This window comes from Fuscovulum ytuae (assembly GCF_029953595.1).
In the GTDB taxonomy this organism is placed as follows: Bacteria; Pseudomonadota; Alphaproteobacteria; order Rhodobacterales; family Rhodobacteraceae; genus Paragemmobacter; species Paragemmobacter ytuae.
The window spans coordinates 2,701,102-2,720,215 of the sequence record NZ_CP124535.1 but is presented as its reverse complement, the minus strand read 5'-3'; the positions used below and the strand labels follow the sequence as shown (position 1 = coordinate 2,720,215).

At 58.2% G+C, this 19,114-nt stretch carries 20 protein-coding genes; 9 read left to right on the top strand and 11 right to left on the bottom strand.

Annotated elements, in window-relative coordinates:
- Positions 1–79: 79 nt before the first annotated feature.
- A complete protein-coding gene (locus tag QF092_RS13095; RefSeq protein ID WP_281464339.1) occupies positions 80–1,216 on the bottom strand; it encodes an alkane 1-monooxygenase in 1,137 nt (378 codons plus the stop codon).
- A 55-nt stretch (positions 1,217–1,271) separates the two neighbouring features.
- Positions 1,272–2,333: an A/G-specific adenine glycosylase gene (gene mutY, locus QF092_RS13090; protein WP_281464338.1), complete on the bottom strand. Its 1,062-nt coding sequence runs from the start codon at positions 2,331–2,333 to the stop codon at positions 1,272–1,274.
- Positions 2,334–2,437: 104 nt separating this feature from the next.
- Here mutY and QF092_RS13085 point away from each other — a divergent pair, with 104 nt between their 5' ends.
- From QF092_RS13085 to QF092_RS13075, 3 genes are read left to right on the top strand one after another with little or no spacing between them, the layout of a single operon-like run.
- Complete coding sequence (locus tag QF092_RS13085; RefSeq protein ID WP_281464337.1) at positions 2,438–2,962, top strand: DUF721 domain-containing protein; 525 nt, start codon at positions 2,438–2,440, stop codon at positions 2,960–2,962.
- Positions 2,963–2,975: 13 nt separating this feature from the next.
- Entirely contained in the window at positions 2,976–3,602 is a 627-nt protein-coding gene (locus tag QF092_RS13080; RefSeq protein WP_281464336.1) for a DsbA family protein, read from the top strand.
- Position 3,603: 1 nt separating this feature from the next.
- The gene (locus tag QF092_RS13075) at positions 3,604–4,731 is read left to right on the top strand and encodes a CaiB/BaiF CoA transferase family protein (protein ID WP_281464335.1); all 1,128 of its coding nucleotides are present in this window, start codon (positions 3,604–3,606) and stop codon (positions 4,729–4,731) included.
- On the opposite strand, the gene lpxK is transcribed toward QF092_RS13075, so the two are convergent.
- From lpxK to QF092_RS13060, 3 genes are read right to left on the bottom strand one after another with little or no spacing between them, the layout of a single operon-like run.
- Positions 4,728–5,717, bottom strand: coding sequence for a tetraacyldisaccharide 4'-kinase (lpxK, locus tag QF092_RS13070; protein ID WP_281464334.1), 990 nt, complete (start codon positions 5,715–5,717; stop codon positions 4,728–4,730). The two genes, QF092_RS13075 and lpxK, sit on opposite strands and share 4 nt — an antisense overlap.
- On the bottom strand, positions 5,717–6,913 hold the full coding sequence (locus QF092_RS13065; RefSeq protein ID WP_420026543.1) for a 3-deoxy-D-manno-octulosonic acid transferase: 1,197 nt from the start codon (positions 6,911–6,913) through the stop codon (positions 5,717–5,719). The genes lpxK and QF092_RS13065 overlap by 1 nt, the downstream gene beginning before the upstream one ends.
- A 13-nt stretch (positions 6,914–6,926) precedes the next feature.
- Positions 6,927–7,172, bottom strand: coding sequence for a DUF4170 domain-containing protein (locus QF092_RS13060; RefSeq protein WP_281464332.1), 246 nt, complete (start codon positions 7,170–7,172; stop codon positions 6,927–6,929).
- 195 nt (positions 7,173–7,367) lie between these two features.
- Here QF092_RS13060 and QF092_RS13055 point away from each other — a divergent pair, with 195 nt between their 5' ends.
- Positions 7,368–7,616 (top strand): hypothetical protein, encoded by a 249-nt coding sequence (locus QF092_RS13055; protein ID WP_281464331.1) that lies wholly within the window; start codon positions 7,368–7,370, stop codon positions 7,614–7,616.
- Positions 7,617–7,773: 157 nt separating this feature from the next.
- The gene (locus tag QF092_RS13050) at positions 7,774–10,173 is read left to right on the top strand and encodes a DEAD/DEAH box helicase (protein WP_281464330.1); all 2,400 of its coding nucleotides are present in this window, start codon (positions 7,774–7,776) and stop codon (positions 10,171–10,173) included.
- A 56-nt stretch (positions 10,174–10,229) separates the two neighbouring features.
- Here the strand turns inward: QF092_RS13050 and QF092_RS13045 are convergent, their stop codons facing one another.
- Together QF092_RS13045 and hrcA are read right to left on the bottom strand one after the other, a co-directional pair.
- Positions 10,230–10,766 carry a nucleotide exchange factor GrpE gene (locus tag QF092_RS13045; protein WP_281464329.1) on the bottom strand — a complete coding sequence of 179 codons (537 nt, stop codon included), beginning with the start codon at positions 10,764–10,766 and terminating at the stop codon, positions 10,230–10,232.
- 16 nt (positions 10,767–10,782) lie between these two features.
- The gene (gene hrcA, locus QF092_RS13040; RefSeq protein ID WP_281464328.1) at positions 10,783–11,844 is read right to left on the bottom strand and encodes a heat-inducible transcriptional repressor HrcA; all 1,062 of its coding nucleotides are present in this window, start codon (positions 11,842–11,844) and stop codon (positions 10,783–10,785) included.
- A gap of 115 nt (positions 11,845–11,959) precedes the next feature.
- Between hrcA and rph the strand changes: the two genes are divergently transcribed.
- Genes rph through hemW form a run of 4 tightly spaced genes read left to right on the top strand, consistent with a single transcriptional unit; the run spans position 11,960 to position 14,812 of the window.
- Complete coding sequence (gene rph / locus QF092_RS13035) at positions 11,960–12,676, top strand: ribonuclease PH (protein WP_281464327.1); 717 nt, start codon at positions 11,960–11,962, stop codon at positions 12,674–12,676.
- Positions 12,673–13,284 (top strand): RdgB/HAM1 family non-canonical purine NTP pyrophosphatase, encoded by a 612-nt coding sequence (gene rdgB, locus QF092_RS13030; protein ID WP_281464326.1) that lies wholly within the window; start codon positions 12,673–12,675, stop codon positions 13,282–13,284. Before rph ends, rdgB begins: the two co-directional genes overlap by 4 nt.
- The gene (locus tag QF092_RS13025; protein WP_281464325.1) at positions 13,281–13,655 is read left to right on the top strand and encodes a RidA family protein; all 375 of its coding nucleotides are present in this window, start codon (positions 13,281–13,283) and stop codon (positions 13,653–13,655) included. Before rdgB ends, QF092_RS13025 begins: the two co-directional genes overlap by 4 nt.
- 2 nt (positions 13,656–13,657) lie before the next feature.
- A complete protein-coding gene (gene hemW / locus QF092_RS13020) occupies positions 13,658–14,812 on the top strand; it encodes a radical SAM family heme chaperone HemW (RefSeq protein WP_281464324.1) in 1,155 nt (384 codons plus the stop codon).
- Positions 14,813–14,913: 101 nt separating this feature from the next.
- Here the strand turns inward: hemW and QF092_RS13015 are convergent, their stop codons facing one another.
- From QF092_RS13015 to mnmG, 4 genes are read right to left on the bottom strand one after another with little or no spacing between them, the layout of a single operon-like run.
- Positions 14,914–15,822: a ParB/RepB/Spo0J family partition protein gene (locus QF092_RS13015; protein ID WP_281464323.1), complete on the bottom strand. Its 909-nt coding sequence runs from the start codon at positions 15,820–15,822 to the stop codon at positions 14,914–14,916.
- Positions 15,822–16,643 (bottom strand): ParA family protein, encoded by an 822-nt coding sequence (locus tag QF092_RS13010; RefSeq protein ID WP_281464322.1) that lies wholly within the window; start codon positions 16,641–16,643, stop codon positions 15,822–15,824. Before QF092_RS13010 ends, QF092_RS13015 begins: the two co-directional genes overlap by 1 nt.
- Entirely contained in the window at positions 16,636–17,247 is a 612-nt protein-coding gene (gene rsmG, locus QF092_RS13005) for a 16S rRNA (guanine(527)-N(7))-methyltransferase RsmG (RefSeq protein WP_281464321.1), read from the bottom strand. The genes QF092_RS13010 and rsmG overlap by 8 nt, the downstream gene beginning before the upstream one ends.
- The gene (gene mnmG / locus QF092_RS13000; protein WP_281464320.1) at positions 17,247–19,109 is read right to left on the bottom strand and encodes a tRNA uridine-5-carboxymethylaminomethyl(34) synthesis enzyme MnmG; all 1,863 of its coding nucleotides are present in this window, start codon (positions 19,107–19,109) and stop codon (positions 17,247–17,249) included. The genes rsmG and mnmG overlap by 1 nt, the downstream gene beginning before the upstream one ends.
- Between the last annotated feature and the right edge of the window lie 5 nt (positions 19,110–19,114).

Sequence of the window (19,114 nt, the reverse complement as noted above, 5' to 3'; positions counted from 1 at the left end):
GTTACGCCTGCGCCGTGGTCCGCCCGCGGCGCCACTGCCCCGCCGCGTTTGTCCGTGGCGGGGCCTTTTCCGTTTTTTGCTATCTGTCGGGCAGGGGCGTCAGCCCCTTGTTATACGGCTTCCAATCCGTGACATCCGGGTAAAACCGCTTGCGCCATGCCTTCACCCGCGGGTTCATGATCCGCTTCCACACCGGCGGGATCATCGCCGCAATCGTCATCACCGGATAGCCCAGCGGCAATTCCGGCGCGTCGTCATCGCCATAGGTCTGCAACAGCGGGAACCGCCGATCCGGCTTGTAATGATGATCCGAATGCCGCTGCAAATTGATCAGAAGCCAGTTCGACGCCTTGTAACTGCTGTTCCAAGAATGGCGCGGCAGCACATGCTCGTACCGACCATCCCCCAGATGCAACCGCGTCAGCCCGTAATGTTCGATGTAATTCACCAACTCCAACTGCCACACCGCGACAAAGGCCTGCACCACAAAAAGCCCCAGCCCGACCCAGCCACCAACGGCCAGCGCCAGCAGCACCATCCCCCCCTGCAAGGTCCAGTATCGCCAATAGGGGTTGATCCTGCTCCACCAAGGCAGCCCCTTGCGGCGCAGCATCCCCACCTCCGCCGACCAGGCCGACCTGCGGCATTGCCACAGAACGCGCGGGAAGAACCGGTGAAATCCCTCATTATACCGCGCCGTCACCGGATCGCGCGGCGTGCCAACCCAGACGTGATGCACCCGCAGATGTTCAGACCGGAAATGGCTGTAAAGAACCGAAGCCAACAGAAGATCGGCCAACCACCGCTCCACCTTTGATTTCTGGTGCATCAACTCATGGGCGTAGTTGATTCCGATCGTCCCCGAAACCACGCCCATCCCGAAGAAGACGCCCACCTTCTCCCACGGCCCCAGATGCGCCGCCCCCGGCACATACCACAGCAGCCAGATCAGCAGCGCGAACTGCACTGGAAACCAGATCAGGGTGATCCACCGATACCAGCCCAGCACCGCCTCTGGCGTGGTTGGATCGGGGTTCTCCTCATCCTTCCCCGTCAGCCGATCCAAAAGCATGAACAACCACCAGGTCGAAGCTGGCAGCAACAGGGTCGCCCAGCCACCCCACATCGCCCCAAGCACTGCCACTGGCACAAGGGCCAGCGACATCCAGAAGGGCAGGGCATGGGTCGGTTTGGCGATGTCGACAGCAGGGATCATGACGTGAACACCAATCACAGGGACTTGCGGCAGAATAGCCGCAGCCATCCAGCACTCAAGACGGCGAAAGGACGCTTTCCGCTAGGTCAAATGCCTTGCGCATCACGGTGGGCAGGTCTGATGGCCGAAATTCCGCATGCGGCTGGAAATTCCCCCGCACGGCATCCGCCCCGCTACCGACCCGCGCCACGCAGCAGCGCAGGATAAGTTGGAAATGCGTAAAGGTATGGCGAACCTCGCCTATATCCTGCCAGTCGGCCGCCAAAGGCTCCGCACCGCCACCACCGTCCCAATCGGAACCCGGAAAGCCCAGCATCCCACCCAAGAGCCCGCGCTCTGGCCGCCGTTCCACGAGCCATGCGCCATCTTCCCGGCGCGCGATCCATATCACGCCCTGCCGCACCGGTTTCGCGGCCTTTTCCAATTTGCGCGGCAGGCTTGCCTGCACCCCTTCAGCGCGGGCGCGGCACGGGTCGCGCCATGGGCAGATGCCGCAAGCTGGATTGCGCGGTGTGCAGATCGTGGCCCCCAGATCCATCACTGCCTGCGCATAATCCCCCGGTCGCGCAGCAGGCGTCAGAAGCTCTGCCAGCCGTGTTAGTGCCGCTTTTGCGCCCGGCAGCGGCTCTTCCACCAGCCAAAGCCGGGCCATCACCCGCTCCACATTCCCATCCACCACAGTGGCCGCTTCGTCATGCGCGATGGCGGCGATGGCCGATGCCGTATAGGGGCCAATCCCCGGCAAGGTCAGCAATCCCTCCCGCGTTGCCGGAAACACCCCGCCATGATCCCGCACCACGGCCCGCGCACAGGCCAACAGGTTGCGGGCACGGGCGTAATAGCCAAGGCCTGCCCATTCGCCCATCACATCGGCATCCTCAGCTGCGGCCAGATTGGCCACTGTGGGCCAGCGGTCGGTGAAGCGACGGAAATAATCCCGCACCGCCGCCACGGTCGTCTGTTGCAGCATCACTTCAGAAAGCCAGACGCGGTAAGGATCGGGCTTCACGCCCGCCTTCTTTTCCTCAGGCGGCACCCGCCACGGCATAACGCGCGCATGGCGGTCGTACCAATCCAGCAGCACATCGGACAAACCGCTCGCATCGCTGTCACGCATTCTTTACGCCTTTTGTTCCCCGCACAGCCCCGCCCGCATTTGCACCGCCGCGCCCCATCGCTAGAATAGCGGGCATGGGCCGAAGGGCCACCCGGAAGGAACAGATGTCCCGCAAGCCCCTCCCCCCTCCTGATCCAGCCCGCCGCATGCGCGGGTTTGAGGCCGCGTCGGGCTTCCTGCGTGACCCGATCCGCCATGCCACCGAAAGCAGGGGCTTTGCCGTCGCCCGCCTTCTCACCCATTGGCCCGAGGTGGTGGGCGAAGACCTTGCCCGCATGACCCGCCCCGTGAAGATTGGCTATGGCCGCGAAGGTCTTGGCGCGACGCTAACCCTTCTGGTCGCCTCGGCCCATGCACCCATGGTGCAAATGCAAGTTCCCCGGATGATCGAGAAGGTGAATGCTGTTTACGGCTATGCCGCCATCTCGCGCATCACCCTGACACAAACCGCCGCGACCGGCTTTTCCGAAGGACAGGCCGAGTTTCTGTGGCCACAGAATGCTGCACAGTTTGCGGCACAGAAAATCGGTGATGAGGCACGCGAAAAAGCCGCCCCAATCACGGACCCCGGACTAAGGGCGGCCCTTGAAGCGCTGGCCCAAAACATCTTAACTCGCCGCAGAAACTGAAAAGGCAGACCCCATGCTGAAGACCCTCGCCACCGCCGCAACCCTTGCCATCGCCGCCCTGCTTCCTGTCTCGGCCAGTGCGCAAGAGGCTGCCGCGACGGACACGCCCGCCGTGGAAATCACTGACTTTTCATTGGGTTCTGCCGATGCGCCGATGAAGATCACGGAATATGCCTCTTTCACCTGCCCGCATTGCGCGACATTCCACGCCAATGTGTGGCCACAGCTCAAGTCCGAATATATCGACACGGGCAAGGTGCAGTTCACCTACCGCGAGGTGTATTTCGACCGCTACGGCCTCTGGGCCGCCATGGTCGCCCGCTGCGGTGGCGAAATGCGCTATTTCGGCATCGTCGACATGCTCTTCGACCAGCAGAAGGAGTGGGCAGCCTCGAATGACCCAAATGTAGTGGTCGGCAACCTCCGCACCATCGGCAAAGCAGCCGGTCTGGACGACGCCACCCTCGACTCCTGCTTGAAAGACGGCGCTAAGGCCGAAGCGATGGTCGCCCATTTCGAAAAGAACATGGAGGCCGACGGAATCGAAGGCACCCCCAGCTTCATCATTGATGGTGAAAAGCATTCCAACATGTCTTTTGCCGATATGAAGTCCATCATCGACGCCAAGCTGGCCGAGTAAGATGGCCACACCCCTTGCAGGCATAAAAGTCATTGAACTTGCAAGGATTCTGGCCGGTCCATGGGCCGGTCAGACGCTTGCTGACCTTGGTGCAGACGTTATCAAGGTCGAAGCGCCAGAAGGCGATGACACCCGCCGTTGGGGGCCTCCCTTCATCGATCGGGACGGTGACCGCTCGGCCGCCTATTTTCATGCCACGAACCGCGGCAAGCGTTCCGTCATCTGCGATTTCCGCACCCCTGAAGGGCAGGAAATGGTGCGCCGACTGGTCGCCGACGCCGATGTGGTGATCGAGAATTTCAAGGTGGGTGGCCTTGCCAAATACGGCCTCGACTGGCCTTCGCTGCAAAAGTTGAACCCCCGTCTGATCTATTGTTCCATCACCGGCTTCGGCCAAACCGGCCCCTATGCCCACCGCGCAGGATACGATTTCATCATCCAAGGCATGGCCGGATTGATGAGCGTGACGGGCGAACCAGATGGCCAGCCCCAGAAGGTCGGTGTTGCAGTAACCGATGTATTTACAGGGGTTTATGCCGCGACAGCGATCCTTGCCGCCCTTATCCAGCGCGGGGTGACAGGCAAGGGACAGCAGATCGACATGGCCTTGATGGATGTCGCCACGGCGATCATGGCGAACCAGAACATGAACTACCTTACCACTGGAGAGGCACCGGCAAAGATGGGCAACGCCCATCCGAACCTTGCGCCCTATGCGGTGTTTGATTGCGCAGACGGCTGGATCATTCTGGCCACCGGGAATGATGGGCAATATCGCAAGTTGTGTTCCATCCTGGGCCTTGATGCGTTGGCCGAAGCGCCGGACTACCTGACCAACGCCGACCGCATCCGCAACCGCGCGCCGCTGACAGAGGCACTGACAGAGGCGACCTTGCGTTGGAAGAAGGCCGATCTCCTTGCCGCTTGCGAAGCGCAAGGTGTGCCCGCAGGCCCGATCAATGATCTGTCAGAGGTTTTTTCGGACCCTCAGGTCATCGCCCGCGGTATGCGCCTTGATCCCGAAGGGATTCCGGGTGTGCGATCGCCCTTCACCTTTTCCGACGCCAGCCTTTCCCTTGATCGCCCGGCGCCGAAGCTTGGTGAACATCAGGCAGACGTCACTCCCTAAAGGCCAAGCTGGGTCAAGGCTGCGACCAAAGGGCTGTCATCCTGCCAACGCAACCTGACCGGCAAGGTCAAAACTTTCTGCCGAAAAGAAGCAGGCAGCCGCACGGCGTCCTTTTCCGTGGTCACAAGCTGCGCACCGATCGTCTTTGCCTCTAATTCTAGCCGCCCCATAAGCGCGTCTGTCAGGGGCTGGTGATCGTCCAAAGGCACCGTCCGAACAAGTTCCACGCCTTCGGCGCGCAGCGTGGCAAAAAACTTCTCAGGATGTCCGATGCCGGCAAAGGCGATCACGCGCAGCCCTGTCCAATCCATTCCCATCTGCAAGGGGGCGAGTTCACCCTTCAAATGCGGCACTTTCACATGCAAAGCCCAGCGCGACGCGAAGGACGACTGTGCCGCCGCATCGCCTATCGACACTAAAAGATCGGCCCGACGCAAACCGATTTCCACTGGTTCACGCAAGGGGCCGGCAGGAAGACAGCGGCCATTCCCAAAGCCGCGCAGGGCATCAACGACAATGATGCTAAGGTCCTTTTGGACGGACGGGTTCTGAAACCCATCATCCATGATAATGACTTGCGCGCCCGCGGCCTCTGCCGCGCGCACAGCTGCCGCACGGTCCTTTGCCACCCAGACGGGGGCAAAGGCGGCAAGAAGCAAAGGTTCGTCCCCCACGTCCTTCGGCGAATGCGAACGCTCCTGAACTTGGACTGGTCCCTCTAACTGACCACCGTACCCGCGCGATACGACATGTGCCACAACACCACGTGCTGCAAAGCTTTCCAGCAAGGCGATAACAGTGGGCGTCTTTCCGGTTCCGCCTGCATTCAGATTGCCAACGCAGATCACGGGGCATTTTGCCCGATACCCCTGCTGCCGCAATCGACGGGCGGTTGCTGCTGCATAAACAAGGGCTAATGGCGTCAATAGCCTTGCCACAAACGCGGGTCGTTCGGGTGCGGTGTACCAGAAGGCGGGCGGGCGCATCAGCCTTCCCCATCCATGATGTTGCGGATCTTTGTAAGAACGCGATCCGTAACCTCGGCCCCATCTGATGCGACAGCCCATGCCGCTTGCGCTAGGCGTGCTGCCCGATCGGGCGAAAGCAGATCACCCAATGCCTCGGCCAAATCCGTAGCCGATCCTACAGCCCGCGCCGCCCGCGCTGCACCCAAGCGGCCAAAGACAACGCCATGAGGTCCGGGCCGCGGACCGTATAAGATGGCCGACCCTAACGCTGCCGGCTCAAGCGGGTCGCGGATGCAGCCGTCCCCGGCGAGGCTGCCACCAAGATAGGTGACCGGGGCAAGACGATACCACAGCCCGAATTCACGATCCGAGTCCGCGACATAAACTTCCGTTTCAGGGTCTGGCTCCTGTTCTTCGGCTCGCAGGGCAACGGTCCAACCTTCCTCTTTCTCCATCCGCTCTGCCAAAGGAAGGCTTCGCGCAGGATCTGCGGGAACCACAATAAGCAACAATCGGTGCGCCAATCTTAGGGCTGCCCTGTGGGCGGCAATCACGGCTTGCTCTTCCGCTTCGGGCAGTGCCGCCGCTAACCAGACAGGACGCGTAGCAAGTTGCCTTGCCAGGGCGTCGCGCTCTGCTTCAAGGCAGGGGAGGGCGGCGCTTTCCTCTTCGAGCTTGCCCGTGACCTCCACAGCCGAAAGAGTTGCCCCCGCCTTTCGAAAGGCGCGGGCAGAGGGTTCGTCAATTGTCAGAACGGCATGGAATTCCGCCAAAAGTCCACGCATGAGACCGGGATACCATCCATCCCGTTCACGCAGGAACGAAGGTTGTCTTCCTGCGACGATCATCAGCGGCAACTTCCGTTCGATCGCCTCATGAACGAGGGCGGGACGGATTTCGCCGTCAGACAGGATGGCAATGTCTGGCCGCCAATGATCAAGGAAAGCGCGCACATCCTGCGGGTTGTCGGGCGGTGGCAACTCGATCAAGGTTCCTTTGCGTTGCGGCAAGGGATCAGGACAGGTCAGAAGAAAGGGCAGGCCATCCTCTTCCTTCAATCTACGGCCAAGTTCCAACAAAGCACGTGCCGACTCGGCCGATGGCGCGTGCAACCAGACCAGTCGGCCCTGCGGTCTTGGCAAACGCTCCACACTCGGTCCAGCGTCGCGTCGACCTCCAAGATTATAAAGCGTGAGCCCTAGGGAATAGGCCATACGGGGGCGGCTCTCAGGCACCCAGTTCCTCGGTTGCGGAACCCGACTGTGCCTCATCCCTCAAGCGATGGATATGGGCAATGAAGTATCGCATATGCGCATTATCAACGGTGCGCTGCGCTTCGGCCTTCCAGGCAGAAAAGGCCGATGCATAATCCGGGAACATCCCCACGATGTGGATCTTGCTAACGTCCTTGAAGATGTTCTTTTCAGGCGTCACCAGTTCGCCGCCAAAGACAAGGTGTAGGCGCTGGGTCATGCGTTTCGCTCCGGACAAGGGTATTCATTGAATTGGCGCGCAGCCTAGCGGCGGTGCGCGCAGGGTCAAGAGACCTACGCCCCATCCCAGATACCTTCGGAAGAATGGGTCTCCCTCCCTCCTTACGGACCGGGCGCACAACTCCGGCACCGGCCTTGCAATTGAAGGCGTGACGATTTCACCCGGAGCCATGCCATGATGATCCGCACTCTTGCCCTACTTGTCCCTGTGACGATCACCCCACTTCTTGCGGTTGAAACCGCTGAAACGCTTATGCTGCGCGGTCCGATGGCGCACATTGCCATGACGGTCGAAAATGCCGGCAGCGGGGTTACGACCACACGGTCAGATGTTGTGACGGGTCTTTCGATCCTCTCCGCTTCGGCCAAATCAGACGGTGAGCCAGAGGTTCGCTTTGACCTGCTGCACGCCCTTCGCTTTTAACGCGGGTATACAAGCGGGCCGTTTTACCCTATGCCCGCCCTTACGGCCCGCGGATTCCGGGGCAGGCGGCGGTTTGGGAGGCCGGTCCTGCGAAGGGGAATGAGGTGCCGATAACTGGTGCTTCACGGGCGCATTGGCCGCCCCTTCGGGAAAAGACATGAAAGAGATGATGATTGCCGCGCCCTTGGCTGCGGCATTGGCGGCCAAGGGCTATGATAGCCTGACTGCCGTTCAAGAAGCCGTTCTTGGTGACGAGCTGGCAGCGAGGGACCTTCTTGTTTCCGCGCAAACCGGATCCGGTAAGACAGTCGCCTTCGGACTTGCGATTGCGCAGGATGTGCTTGCCGGGCAGGACCGTCTGCTTTTCGCAGACAAACCCCTTGCCCTGATCGTTGCGCCGACGCGCGAACTCGCTCTGCAAGTGCGGCGCGAATTCGAATGGCTTTACGCCGAAGCGGGTGCGATGCTGGCTTCTTGCGTTGGTGGGATGGATTATCGCAACGAACGGCGGGCGCTGGAACGTGGTGCGCATGTCGTCGTTGGGACGCCGGGCCGCTTGCGTGACCATATTGAACGCGGATCGCTAGATCTGTCTGGCGTCAAGGCCGTCGTCTTGGACGAAGCAGATGAGATGCTCGATCTTGGCTTTGCCGAGGATCTTGAATTCATCCTTGCCGCCGCGCCGGAAGACCGTCGAACCCTGATGTTTTCCGCCACCGTTCCAAAAGAGATCGAACGTTTGGCCGGCACTTTCCAGCACGATGCGATGCGGATCGTTGCGCAGGGTGAGGCGAAGCAGCATGTCGACATCGAGTATCGCGCCCTATCCGTACAGGCCCGTGACCGGGAACATGCGATCTTCAATCTTCTGCGGTTTTACGAGGCGCGCACGGCTATCGTCTTCTGCAAGACCCGCGCGAATGTGAATCACCTTTACGCCCGGATGGCCAATCGTGGTTTTCAAGCCGTCGCCCTATCGGGTGAGCTGAGCCAGTCAGAACGCATGCATGCCCTGCAAGCGCTCCGCGATGGGCGGGCGCGGGTATGTATTGCCACTGATGTTGCCGCACGTGGGATCGACCTGCCGGGGTTGGAACTTGTGGTTCATGCCGACCTTCCCTCCAATTCGGAAACGCTGCTGCACAGGTCTGGCCGCACCGGTCGCGCAGGGCGCAAAGGTGTATCTGCCCTGATCGTTCCGCCCGCCGAATTCCGCAAGGCACAGCGCCTTTTGCAAGGTGCAAAGGTAGAGGCAGAGTGGGGCAAGGCCCCCGGCGCGGATGAAGTTCAGGCGCGTGAAGATATGCGTTTGTTGGAACATAGCGCCCTTGGTTTGCCGCCCGGGGATGAGGAATCGATGGGGGCTGCCCTCATTGAACGATATGGCGCAGAACAGGTTGCTGCCGCCTTTGTTCGCCTTTGGCGGGAGGGACGGTCCGCGCCTGAGGTCCTATCAGATAGCCTGCCACCCCCGGCTGCCCTGCCTCCGCGGGAGAAGGGTGATTTTGGCCCATCCGTGTGGTACCGCCTTTCCGTGGGCCATACCCGGCGGGCAGAGGCACGCTGGCTGCTGCCCAAGATTTGTGAAACCGGGGGCATCGCGAAGGACGGCATCGGCGCGATTCGCGTGCAACAAGAGGTGACTTTCGTTCAGATCGCAGCGCCCCTCGCCAACCGTTTTGGCAATGAGGTGGAGATCGAGCCAGAGTTGGTGATGACGCGCCTTGAAGGCGAACCCAGCATGGACCGGTCACCGCGCGAACGTCCTGTCCGCCCCGAACGTACCGAACGGCCCGAACGACGCGTCTCGCCCCGCCCGGCACGCGAAGATCGTGGTGATCGTCCAAGTTATTCCGGCAAACCGCCCCGGATCGTGGAAGATGAAGACAAGCTGGTCGGAGAAACGGCACCCAGCTCGGGCGGAAAATGGCATCCCGAATCCCCCACGGTCACCAGACCCAAACCGCACGCAGCAGCACCTCGAAACAAGGGCGATGATGCGGAGCGCACCCCTCGCGCCAAACCGGCCTACAGCCCTCGCGCTGCATCGCAGAGCGCGGCCGAACCTACTAAACGGGCTCCACGAGAGGGCGGAGATTGGTCAAGCAAGGGTAGCGAATATGCGCCCAAAGAGCGGCGCGACGACAGTGAACGCAAGCCCCGGTGGAAGAACGAAGGTAGTGGTCCGCGGTCTGCCGGTTATAAATCGCATGGCGGCAGCCCGGATCGTCCGGCCCGCGCCTCTGGGTTCAAAAGCCATGCTGCCGAGGGCAGGGCGGTAACCGAACGGCCTACTGGCAAAACCGGCGGATGGAAATCAGCAGAAGGTCGGAAGGAACGGCCTGACGGGACGCAAAAACCCGCTGCGCGCACCGATGGCAAGAAACCCTACGCTCCGCGCAATGCGGGCGCAGAGGCAAAACCTTTCAGAGCAAAGGCAGGCGGCAAACCCGGGACCGGTGGCTTTGCCAAGCCGTCGTCAAAACCTCGGCCAGAAAAGCCGAAGGCAGATGCGCGCGATACATCAAAGCGCTTTGTGCCGCCGAAGAAAAAGTGATGTCTTCCGCGCCCCGTTGACGGATCAAACCGTGGCGGGGCGCGACAGACTGCTGATCAGGCGCCGGTGTTGGAGGAAACACCAACTTGCGCCGGACGCAGCAACCGATCGTGCAACATGAAGCCCTCCGTCATCACTTGAATGATTTGCCCGGCCTTGGTTCCGGGAACAGGTGCTTCGAACATCGCCTCATGGTTCTGCGGATCGAACATGTCGCCAACCTTGGGCGTTATGGGCTTCACGCCATGCCGTGTCATGACATTAGTCAATTCACGCAAGGTGAGTTGTACCCCTTCAAACAGGGCGGCGGCGGCGGCCTTCTGTTCATCGGTGGCGGCGTTCAGCGCGCGATTGAGATTGTCATAGACAGGCAAAAGATCCCGCGCGAGACGGCTGCCGCCATATTGCTCGGCCTCGCGGCGATCGCGTTCGCCGCGCTTGCGGGCATTTTCTGCATCTGCGAGGGCGCGCATGAACCGATCACGCAACTCATCCCGTTCGGCGCGAATTGCCTCAATCTCATCCAGCGCGGCGAGGTCTTCCAGACCCTCCTCAATGGCGAAATCTTCCGAAACCGTTTTATCGTCTGCCATGATCCTTCAGCCTTCTTCACTTGCCCCGTTCGGACACCAACCGCCCGACGAGTTGTGCCGTGTAATCGACGATGGGCACGATCCGACCATAATTCAGCCGGGTTGGTCCAATCACACCGACGGCACCGATGATTTTCCGATCCGCGTTCATATAGGGAGAAACGACGAGACTTGAACCGGAAAGTGAGAAGAGCTTGTTCTCAGAGCCGATAAAAATGCGTACACCTTCCCCGGTTTCCGCAAGTTCAAGGAAATCGGCGATATCACGCTTGCGTTCCAGATCATCGAAAAGACTACGGATACGTTCCAGATCGACGGATTCCTCTTCCAAAAGATTGGCGCGACCACGCACGATCAGCCTTTCGGACGTCTCACCAGGATTTTCCCAGACAGCAAGGCCAGACTCCACAAGATCATGGGCCAGCGAATCGATTTCCTGACGGCGCTTCGCGATTTCGGCTGTCATAGTGCGACGCAGTTCTGTCAGGGTTTTCCCCTCGGCGAGGGCGTTCAGGAAATTTGCAGCCTCACGCATGGAGGATGGGGTCTGACCCGGAGGTGGGGTGAAGATGCGGTTCTCAACATGTCCATTCGCGAGAACAAGTACCACCAGCGCCCGATCCTGCGACAACGAGACAAATTCGATATGGCGGATCGGCGCTTCAACCTTCGGTGCCAGAACAAGCGACGCACCGCGCGTTATTCCCGATAGGGCCGCCCCAACGTGGTCAAGAAGCGAGGTCACATCCTGATCGTTCTGACCAAGCGTCGCATCGATGCGTTCGCGGTCCTCATCCGCGACGGTGCCCACCTCTAGCAAGCTATCGACGAACATCCGCAGGCCTAGCTGGGTCGGCACGCGCCCGGCAGAGATATGCGGGCTGTCCAAAAGACCCAGAAACTCCAGATCTTGCATGACGTTGCGGATGGTGGCCGCCGATAGCTTTTCCGACATGGACCTTGTCAGCGTGCGTGACCCTACCGGGTCACCGGAGGCGAGGTAGCCTTCCACGACGCGACGAAATACTTCGCGCGACCGATCGTTCATTTCGGAGAGGAGTCTTGAACCGTCTGTCATCGTTCCGAAACCCTTCTGTCACCGCCATTATCGGAGCCATCAACGGGGCGTCAATCGGGGTTGCATACCAGGGGGGCGCCTGCGTATCTGGCTATAACCCAAAAAGGATGATGCAATGCGCCCCTCTGGCCGAAAATTAAGCGAAATGCGCCATGTTTCAATCGAAGTCGGCGTGATGAAACATGCCGAAGGGTCATGTCTGATCAAGATGGGCGAAACACATGTCCTGTGTTCGGCCACGATTGAAGACAAAGCCCCGCCTTTTCTGAAGAACACGGGGCTTGGTTGGGTGACCGCGGAATACGGAATGCTTCCCCGTGCGACCAATAGCCGGACACGGAGAGAGGCGGCTGCGGGTAAGCAGTCGGGCCGTACGCAAGAAATCCAGCGCCTGATCGGCCGCGCCTTGCGTGCGGGTGTTGATCGCAGCGCCTTGGGTGAACGTCAGATCGTCATCGATTGTGATGTCATTCAGGCGGATGGCGGCACGCGCTGTGCTTCGATCACCGGAGGCTGGGTCGCGCTGAAGATGGCGGTGGACAAGTTGCTGAAGGCTGGTGCCATCGTCAGCGATCCGATGATCGATCATGTCGCCGCTGTTTCCTGCGGAGTTTATGCTGGCCAACCGGTTCTTGATCTGGATTATGCCGAGGATTCAACGGCCGGAACGGATGGAAACTTCATTTTGACTGGGAAGGGCCGTCTGATCGAAGTGCAGATGAGTGCAGAAGGCGCGACCTTTTCCCGCAATGAGATGGGCCATCTTCTTGATCTCGCAGAACAGGGTTGCGCCACGTTAGTCGGGGCTCAGAAGGCAGCGCTGGGTCTGTGATGCGGCGCTTTAGCGAAAATAGGCTGGTTGTTGCTACGCATAACAAGGGGAAACTGGAAGAAATTTCAGCCTTGTTAGAGCCATTTTCTATCGATGTGGTCGGAGCGGCCTCTTTGGGCTTGTCAGAGCCTGCTGAAACCGAAAACAACTTTGTTGGTAATGCGCGCATAAAGGCACATGCCGCTGCTCAGGCAACCGGGTTGCCCTCTTTGGCAGACGACAGCGGAATCACCATTGATGCCCTTGGTGGGGCACCCGGGGTCTATACCGCCGACTGGGCAGAAACAGCAAATGGCCGAGACTTCGTTGTAGCAATGACGCGGGTTTGGCACGAATTGGAGGCCGTTGCTGCCATTTATCCCCGTAAAGCGCAGTTTCGTTGCACCTTGGTTCTGGCCTGGCCTGATCGTCACGACGAAGTCTTTGAAGGCGTGATGCCCGGTCAGGTTGTTTGGCCGATGCGGGGCAATCAAGGGCATGGCTATGACCCGATTTTTCAACCTGATGGTTATAATATAACTTTCGGCGAAATGGATCGGTGGGAAAAAAACCGCATCAGCCACCGCGCTGATGCTTTCCGAAAACTTGTCGCGGGGTGTTTTGGATGAAAAGGATTTCGACAGGCTCACCGTTCGAGGCGACGATGGGATACAGCCGGGCCGTCGTGAAGGGCGGTTGGTGCTTTGTCTCTGGTGTCACCGGTTATGATTATGCGACAATGGAAATCCCCGAAAATCCCGCGGCACAGGCGCGCAACTGTTTCCGGACGATCCGCCAGGTGTTGGAACAAGCGGGCTTTACCATGGACGATGTCGTCAGGGTTCAATACACGGTCACGGATGCCTCATTTGTGGATGCGATCGTACCCGCGCTGGGTGAAGCCCTTGGCGACATTCGGCCTGCCGCAACCATGGTAATTGCAGGGCTGATCAAGCCTGAAATGAAGGTAGAGATCGAGGTTACGGCCTTTAGGGGATAGTTATGGAAGATTGGCAAGCCGGGGGATTTGGTCTTTATATCCATTGGCCGTTTTGTCAGTCGAAATGCCCCTACTGCGATTTCAACAGCCATGTCGCTGCATCGATCGATCAGCGGCGCTGGCGAGATGCCTATCTTAAGAACATTCGCCAATGGGCAAGCGAGACAAAAGGCCGGGTTCTTGAAACCGTTTTTTTCGGTGGAGGGACACCGTCGCTTATGGATCCGGAGGTCGTGGCAGATATTCTAGACACTGTACGGACCAGTTGGCCAATGGTGAATAACCCTGAGATCACCTTGGAAGCCAATCCCACGTCCGTAGAGGCTGGCCGGTTTGCCGGTTATCGTGAAGCAGGTGTGAACCGGGTTTCCATGGGCGTGCAATCGCTGCGCGATGCAGATCTGCGACGACTGGGAAGGTTACATTCGGCCGATGAGGCCAAGGAGGCCTTTGATATTGCAAGGAATCTGTTCGACAGGGTCAGCTTTGATCTGATCTATGCCCGGCAATCGCAAACGCTGGCCGATTGGAGGGCTGAACTGACAGAGGCTCTTTCCATGGCCGTCGATCATTTGTCGCTATACCAACTGACCATTGAGGACGGTACGGCATTTGCTGACCGGTTTTCACGTGGCGGTTTGAAGGACCTTCCAGATGAAGAGGTTCAGGCGGACATGTATTCCCTGACTCAGGAAGTTTGCGCTGCACACGGCATGCCTGGCTATGAAATTTCAAACCACGCAAAGCCGGACGCTGAAAGTCGTCATAATATGATTTATTGGAGAATGGGGGATTATATCGGCATCGGCCCTGGGGCGCATGGTCGTCTGACATCGTCCGGTCGGCGCTGGGCGACGGTAGAGCCTAAGGCCCCGGGGTTGTGGGTGAATGCGGTAGAGAAAGACGAGGCCGAACGAACCATACGAGAAGAGATTTCGCTTTCAGAACAGGCTTTGGAATATCTATTGATGTCCTTGCGGCTTGCTGAGGGAACAGAGATTTCCCGATATGAACGGCTTGCAGGGGAACAGTTAAACCCTGACCGCATTGATCGACTTATGGAACTTGGCCTGATCAGCATTTTTGATGGGCGTTTGATCGCAAGTGCAGCAGGACGCGCTGTCTTGAATTCGATCCTGCGTGAGCTTGTTGGTTAACACGACTGCCGAAGTTGCTGGGTGGTTCGGTTTCATTGTTCATCGAAGTCGACGGGATCATCCTGACGCTGATACCGAAGTTTCCGCTGTTTTTGCCACTTTCATATGGATCCGTCCCGAGGAATGACAGAGAGGACGCGGCAAAGAAGATCCAGATCATCTAGGTTGCGATAGCGGATCGAAAGCGTCCCGCCGTCATCTATTCCTGCATGATCGATTGTGACTTTCATATTCAGATTTGCTGACAAATCGGATTCTAGAGCTCGTGTGTCGGCATCTTTATCAGATTTTCCGCGCGGCCCGCTTGTTTTACTCTTTCCCGTTTTTGCCGGGTCCTTTGCGAGGAGCTCAGTTTCCCGGACGGACAAATTTCGGGCAATAACCTGCCGCGCCAGTTCTGCTGCATTAGGGGCGGTTATAAGTGCGCGCGCATGGCCGGCCGTGAGTAGACCCTGCCGCACTTGAGACTGAACCTCATCAGGAAGTGATAAAAGCCGCAGGAGGTTTGCAATATGGCTGCGGCTTTTGGAAAGGGCCTCCGCCAGTTTTTCTTGTGTGTGACCAAACCGATCCATCAATTGTCGGAAGGCAAGCGCCTCTTCAATGGCATTCAGGTCGGCCCGTTGAATGTTCTCAATTATTGCGACTTCGATTACTTCGGAGTCCGTGAAGTCCCGAACAATGACGGGCAGTTCGTGAAGTTGGGCCAATTGCGCCGCCCGCCACCGACGCTCACCGGCGACAATCTCAAAGCGTCCATCATCGAGTGAGCGAACTATGAGCGGTTGGATCACGCCCTTGACACGGATGGAGGCTGCAAGTTCCTGTAGCGCTTCGGGTCTGAAATCACGACGCGGTTGGTTTGGGTTGGGAACCAGCTTTTCAACGGGAACCAAAAGGTCGGGACGCCGGGGACGATCGGCCATTTGCGGGTCGGCATCCACTGATACATCCGCCATAAGGGCCGATAGGCCCCGGCCTAGGCCGCGGCGTTCAACTTTCTTTTCCATTATGCCGGCTCCTGAACAGGCTCAAAGGGGTGACGTGCGGCAAGCTCTGCCGCCAGAGACCGATAGGCCTCCGAACCTTTAGAAGTGGTATCGTAGGACAGGACCGGGAGAGCGAAACTCGGTGCCTCAGATACGCGGACGTTTCGCGGGATGATTGTCTTGAAGACAAGATCACCAAGGTTCTCGCGTGCGTCGGTTTCAACTTGCTGACTCAACCTATTGCGGCCATCATACATCGTTAACACTACACCTTCGATTCGTAGGCCAGGATTTGCCGTCTGTCGTACCTCTCGAACCGTCAACATTAACTGCGAAAGACCCTCAAGCGCGAAGAATTCCGACTGAAGCGGCACGAGGACGGAGTGGCATGCCACCATTGCGTTGATCGTAAGCAGACTGAGAGACGGCGGGCAGTCAATCAGGATGAAATCCAAGCGGTACCTGTCCATCGCTGTTTGACGCAGCGCATCATGCAAAAGAAAACTGCGCTTTTCGTTTGCCACCAGTTCCATATCCGCCGAAGAAAGGTCCGCATTAGCGGGGCAAATCAATAGGTTGCCGATTGCTGTTTTCTGTATCACAGCCTCTAGTGGGGCTTCATCCAGCAAGAGATCATAGGTCGTTGATTTTCTACTCGCTGGCTCGATACCAAGACCGGTTGAGGCATTTCCCTGCGGGTCCAGATCAACCAGAAGAACACGCGCCCCGATCTCTGCCAATGCCGCGGCAAGGTTGATGGCAGTGGTCGTCTTTCCGACGCCACCCTTTTGATTGGCAACAGCTATGATACGCGGTTGTTTCGGGCGGCTGGGATCAGACATGAGAGATGGCCTTCACAGCTAGAATTGCACCATCGTCGTCGGTGATGCTTGTGTGGTTTTCAACTTCGAAATGCCAGTCTTTACGAGCGGCTTCAACCTCTTGTCGCCAGCTGGCGCCCTTCGGGAACAAACAGAGGCCGTTCGACGCTAGATGTCGATCTGCGAAGCCAAGCAATATCGGAAGCGCGGCCAGCGCACGTGCAGAGAGAATATCAGCACATAATGGTGGTACACGTTCAATTCTCTCGGAAATGACCGTTGCATTTAACTCAAGGAGGCTGGAGGCCATACGCAAGAACGTCGCTTTTCGTTGATCGGACTCTACGAGGGTTATTCTTAAGCTATCACCCCCTGCACTAGACATGCAGGCGATGACAAGTCCTGGAAAACCTCCCCCACTGCCTAGATCGACCCAATGTCCATGGTGTGGCGCCAAAGCATAGATCTGGGCAGAATCGACGATATGACGGTTCCAGATTGCGCCTATTGTCGACTTGGAAACCAAGTTGATCGCGGGATTCCACTTGATAAGCAACTCTTCCAGCGACTTCAGCTTCTCAGTTGTTTCACGTGAAACATCAAGAAGGCTCAAATCCCGCGCCATCAACTTGCCTTGTTTTTCTGAGCCTTCCGCAAATGCGCAAGGATCAAAGTAAGTGCCGCTGGTGTCATGCCCTCGATCTTGCTTGCGCGGGCAAGGTTTTCGGGTTGTTGTCGCTTTAGTTTCGTTTTCAACTCATAGGAAAGGCCCGAAAGTAGGTCATAGTCAAAGTCCCTTGGTATAATCGTTTGCTCTTCTTCGTGAAGCAATTTCGCGTCGGCTTCTTGTCGTTGGAGATATTGCGCATAGAGCGCGTCTGTTGCGACTTGGTCCCGTATGTCCTGACCGTAGGTAGAAAATGCAGGAAAAAGGCTTTCGACTGCTGTTCGTGCCTCTTCGCCAAGCGAAAGAAGCTCGAAACCATCACGCCGAACACCGTCCTGACTTAACCGCAGCCCGTGGGACAAAAGCTCTTTTGGTGACAATCGCTTTGTTGTGAGAGCCCTTCTTGCTTCGCATATCGAAATCATTTTCTCTTGAAACGCACGCTGCCGAGGCTCTGAGACACAGCCAACTGCGATACCCAGCGGCGTGAGCCTCTGGTCGGCATTGTCGGCCCTTAGCGCAAGCCTAAACTCTGCCCGAGATGTAAACATGCGATACGGCTCGGTCACGCCTCGCGTCACGAGATCATCAAGCATCACGCCGATGTAGCTGTCGCGTCGACTAAACGAAATCACGTCTTCGTCTTTTGCTAGCCGTGCAGCATTAAGACCTGCAACAAGCCCCTGCGCAGCTGCCTCTTCATATCCAGTGGTGCCGTTGATTTGCCCAGCAAAGAACAGCCCGGGCAGCTGTCTCACCTCGAGGCTCTGTCGCAATTCACGCGGATCAAAGAAGTCATATTCGATAGCATAGCCCGGCTGCAGAATCCGAACGTCTTCTAGGCCAGCGATCGTTCGGACATAGGCCTCTTGTACATCTCTCGGAAGCGAGGTCGAGATCCCATTGGGATAAATCGTATCATCGTCCAAGCCCTCGGGCTCGAGAAAGACCTGATGCGCGGACTTTTCTGAAAAGCGTACCACCTTGTCTTCGATGGACGGGCAATATCGTGGCCCGACACCCTCTATGTACCCACCGTACATCGCTGACCTTTGCAGGTTTTCCCGCACGATTTCATGAGTTTGCTCATTTGTGTGAGTTATGCCACAGGCGATTTGGCGTGCTGTCGGTTGCCTACTCATGAACGAAAACAGGACTGGGTCCTCGTCTCCGTCCTGCCGCTCAAGCCGCGACCAGTCAATCGATCGGCCGTCTAGGCGTGGCGGTGTGCCTGTTTTCAATCGCCCACCAGAAGGCAGAAGGTCACGCAAACGACCGGCAAGCGGGATAGACGGTTCGTCCCCGACCCGCCCCCCAGATCGACGTTCGCTCCCCACGTGGATCACACCGTTGAGAAAGGTTCCAGCCGTCAATACAACAGCCCGCGCGAACAAAGATGTACCATCCTTCAGGATTACGCCAGCCACCCTGCCGGACTGTAGATTAAGGTCAATGACCTCTGCCCCAATTATGGTCAGACCATTTTGCACCGACAGTGCTTGCTGCATTGCTTCTCGATACAGCTTTCGATCCGCTTGCGCTCGTGGGCCCTGTACGGCGGGCCCTTTGCGCCGATTAAGAAGACGAAACTGGATCCCCGCGGAATCCGCTACTCGCCCCATCAGGCCATCCAATGCATCAATCTCGCGAACAAGATGTCCTTTTCCCAATCCGCCAATCGCGGGGTTGCAAGACATAACGCCTATCTGCTCTGGGCGCAGAGTTACGAGGGCCGTTTTGGCACCCATACGCGCTGCTGCGGCTGCAGCCTCACTTCCTGCATGACCACCGCCAATCACGATCACATCGAATTGTTTCACGTGAA

Excerpts from the sequence above, each read along its gene's own strand:
- QF092_RS13010 (WP_281464322.1), bottom strand. The coding sequence starts at position 16,643 with ATGTCTGATCCCAGCCGCCCGAAACAACCGCGTATCATAGCTGTTGCC.
- hrcA (WP_281464328.1), bottom strand. The coding sequence starts at position 11,844 with ATGACAGACGGTTCAAGACTCCTCTCCGAAATGAACGATCGGTCGCGC.
- rph (WP_281464327.1), top strand. The coding sequence starts at position 11,960 with ATGCGCCCCTCTGGCCGAAAATTAAGCGAAATGCGCCATGTTTCAATC.
- QF092_RS13080 (WP_281464336.1), top strand. The coding sequence starts at position 2,976 with ATGCTGAAGACCCTCGCCACCGCCGCAACCCTTGCCATCGCCGCCCTG.
- QF092_RS13015 (WP_281464323.1), bottom strand. The coding sequence starts at position 15,822 with ATGGAAAAGAAAGTTGAACGCCGCGGCCTAGGCCGGGGCCTATCGGCC.
- QF092_RS13095 (WP_281464339.1), bottom strand. The coding sequence starts at position 1,216 with ATGATCCCTGCTGTCGACATCGCCAAACCGACCCATGCCCTGCCCTTC.
- QF092_RS13050 (WP_281464330.1), top strand. The coding sequence starts at position 7,774 with ATGAAAGAGATGATGATTGCCGCGCCCTTGGCTGCGGCATTGGCGGCC.
- mutY (WP_281464338.1), bottom strand. The coding sequence starts at position 2,333 with ATGCGTGACAGCGATGCGAGCGGTTTGTCCGATGTGCTGCTGGATTGG.
- QF092_RS13065 (WP_420026543.1), bottom strand. The coding sequence starts at position 6,913 with ATGGCCTATTCCCTAGGGCTCACGCTTTATAATCTTGGAGGTCGACGC.
- QF092_RS13085 (WP_281464337.1), top strand. The coding sequence starts at position 2,438 with ATGTCCCGCAAGCCCCTCCCCCCTCCTGATCCAGCCCGCCGCATGCGC.
- QF092_RS13055 (WP_281464331.1), top strand. The coding sequence starts at position 7,368 with ATGATGATCCGCACTCTTGCCCTACTTGTCCCTGTGACGATCACCCCA.
- QF092_RS13045 (WP_281464329.1), bottom strand. The coding sequence starts at position 10,766 with ATGGCAGACGATAAAACGGTTTCGGAAGATTTCGCCATTGAGGAGGGT.
- lpxK (WP_281464334.1), bottom strand. The coding sequence starts at position 5,717 with ATGCGCCCGCCCGCCTTCTGGTACACCGCACCCGAACGACCCGCGTTT.
- rsmG (WP_281464321.1), bottom strand. The coding sequence starts at position 17,247 with ATGGCGCGGGATTTGAGCCTTCTTGATGTTTCACGTGAAACAACTGAG.
- QF092_RS13025 (WP_281464325.1), top strand. The coding sequence starts at position 13,281 with ATGAAAAGGATTTCGACAGGCTCACCGTTCGAGGCGACGATGGGATAC.
- hemW (WP_281464324.1), top strand. The coding sequence starts at position 13,658 with ATGGAAGATTGGCAAGCCGGGGGATTTGGTCTTTATATCCATTGGCCG.
- QF092_RS13060 (WP_281464332.1), bottom strand. The coding sequence starts at position 7,172 with ATGACCCAGCGCCTACACCTTGTCTTTGGCGGCGAACTGGTGACGCCT.
- QF092_RS13075 (WP_281464335.1), top strand. The coding sequence starts at position 3,604 with ATGGCCACACCCCTTGCAGGCATAAAAGTCATTGAACTTGCAAGGATT.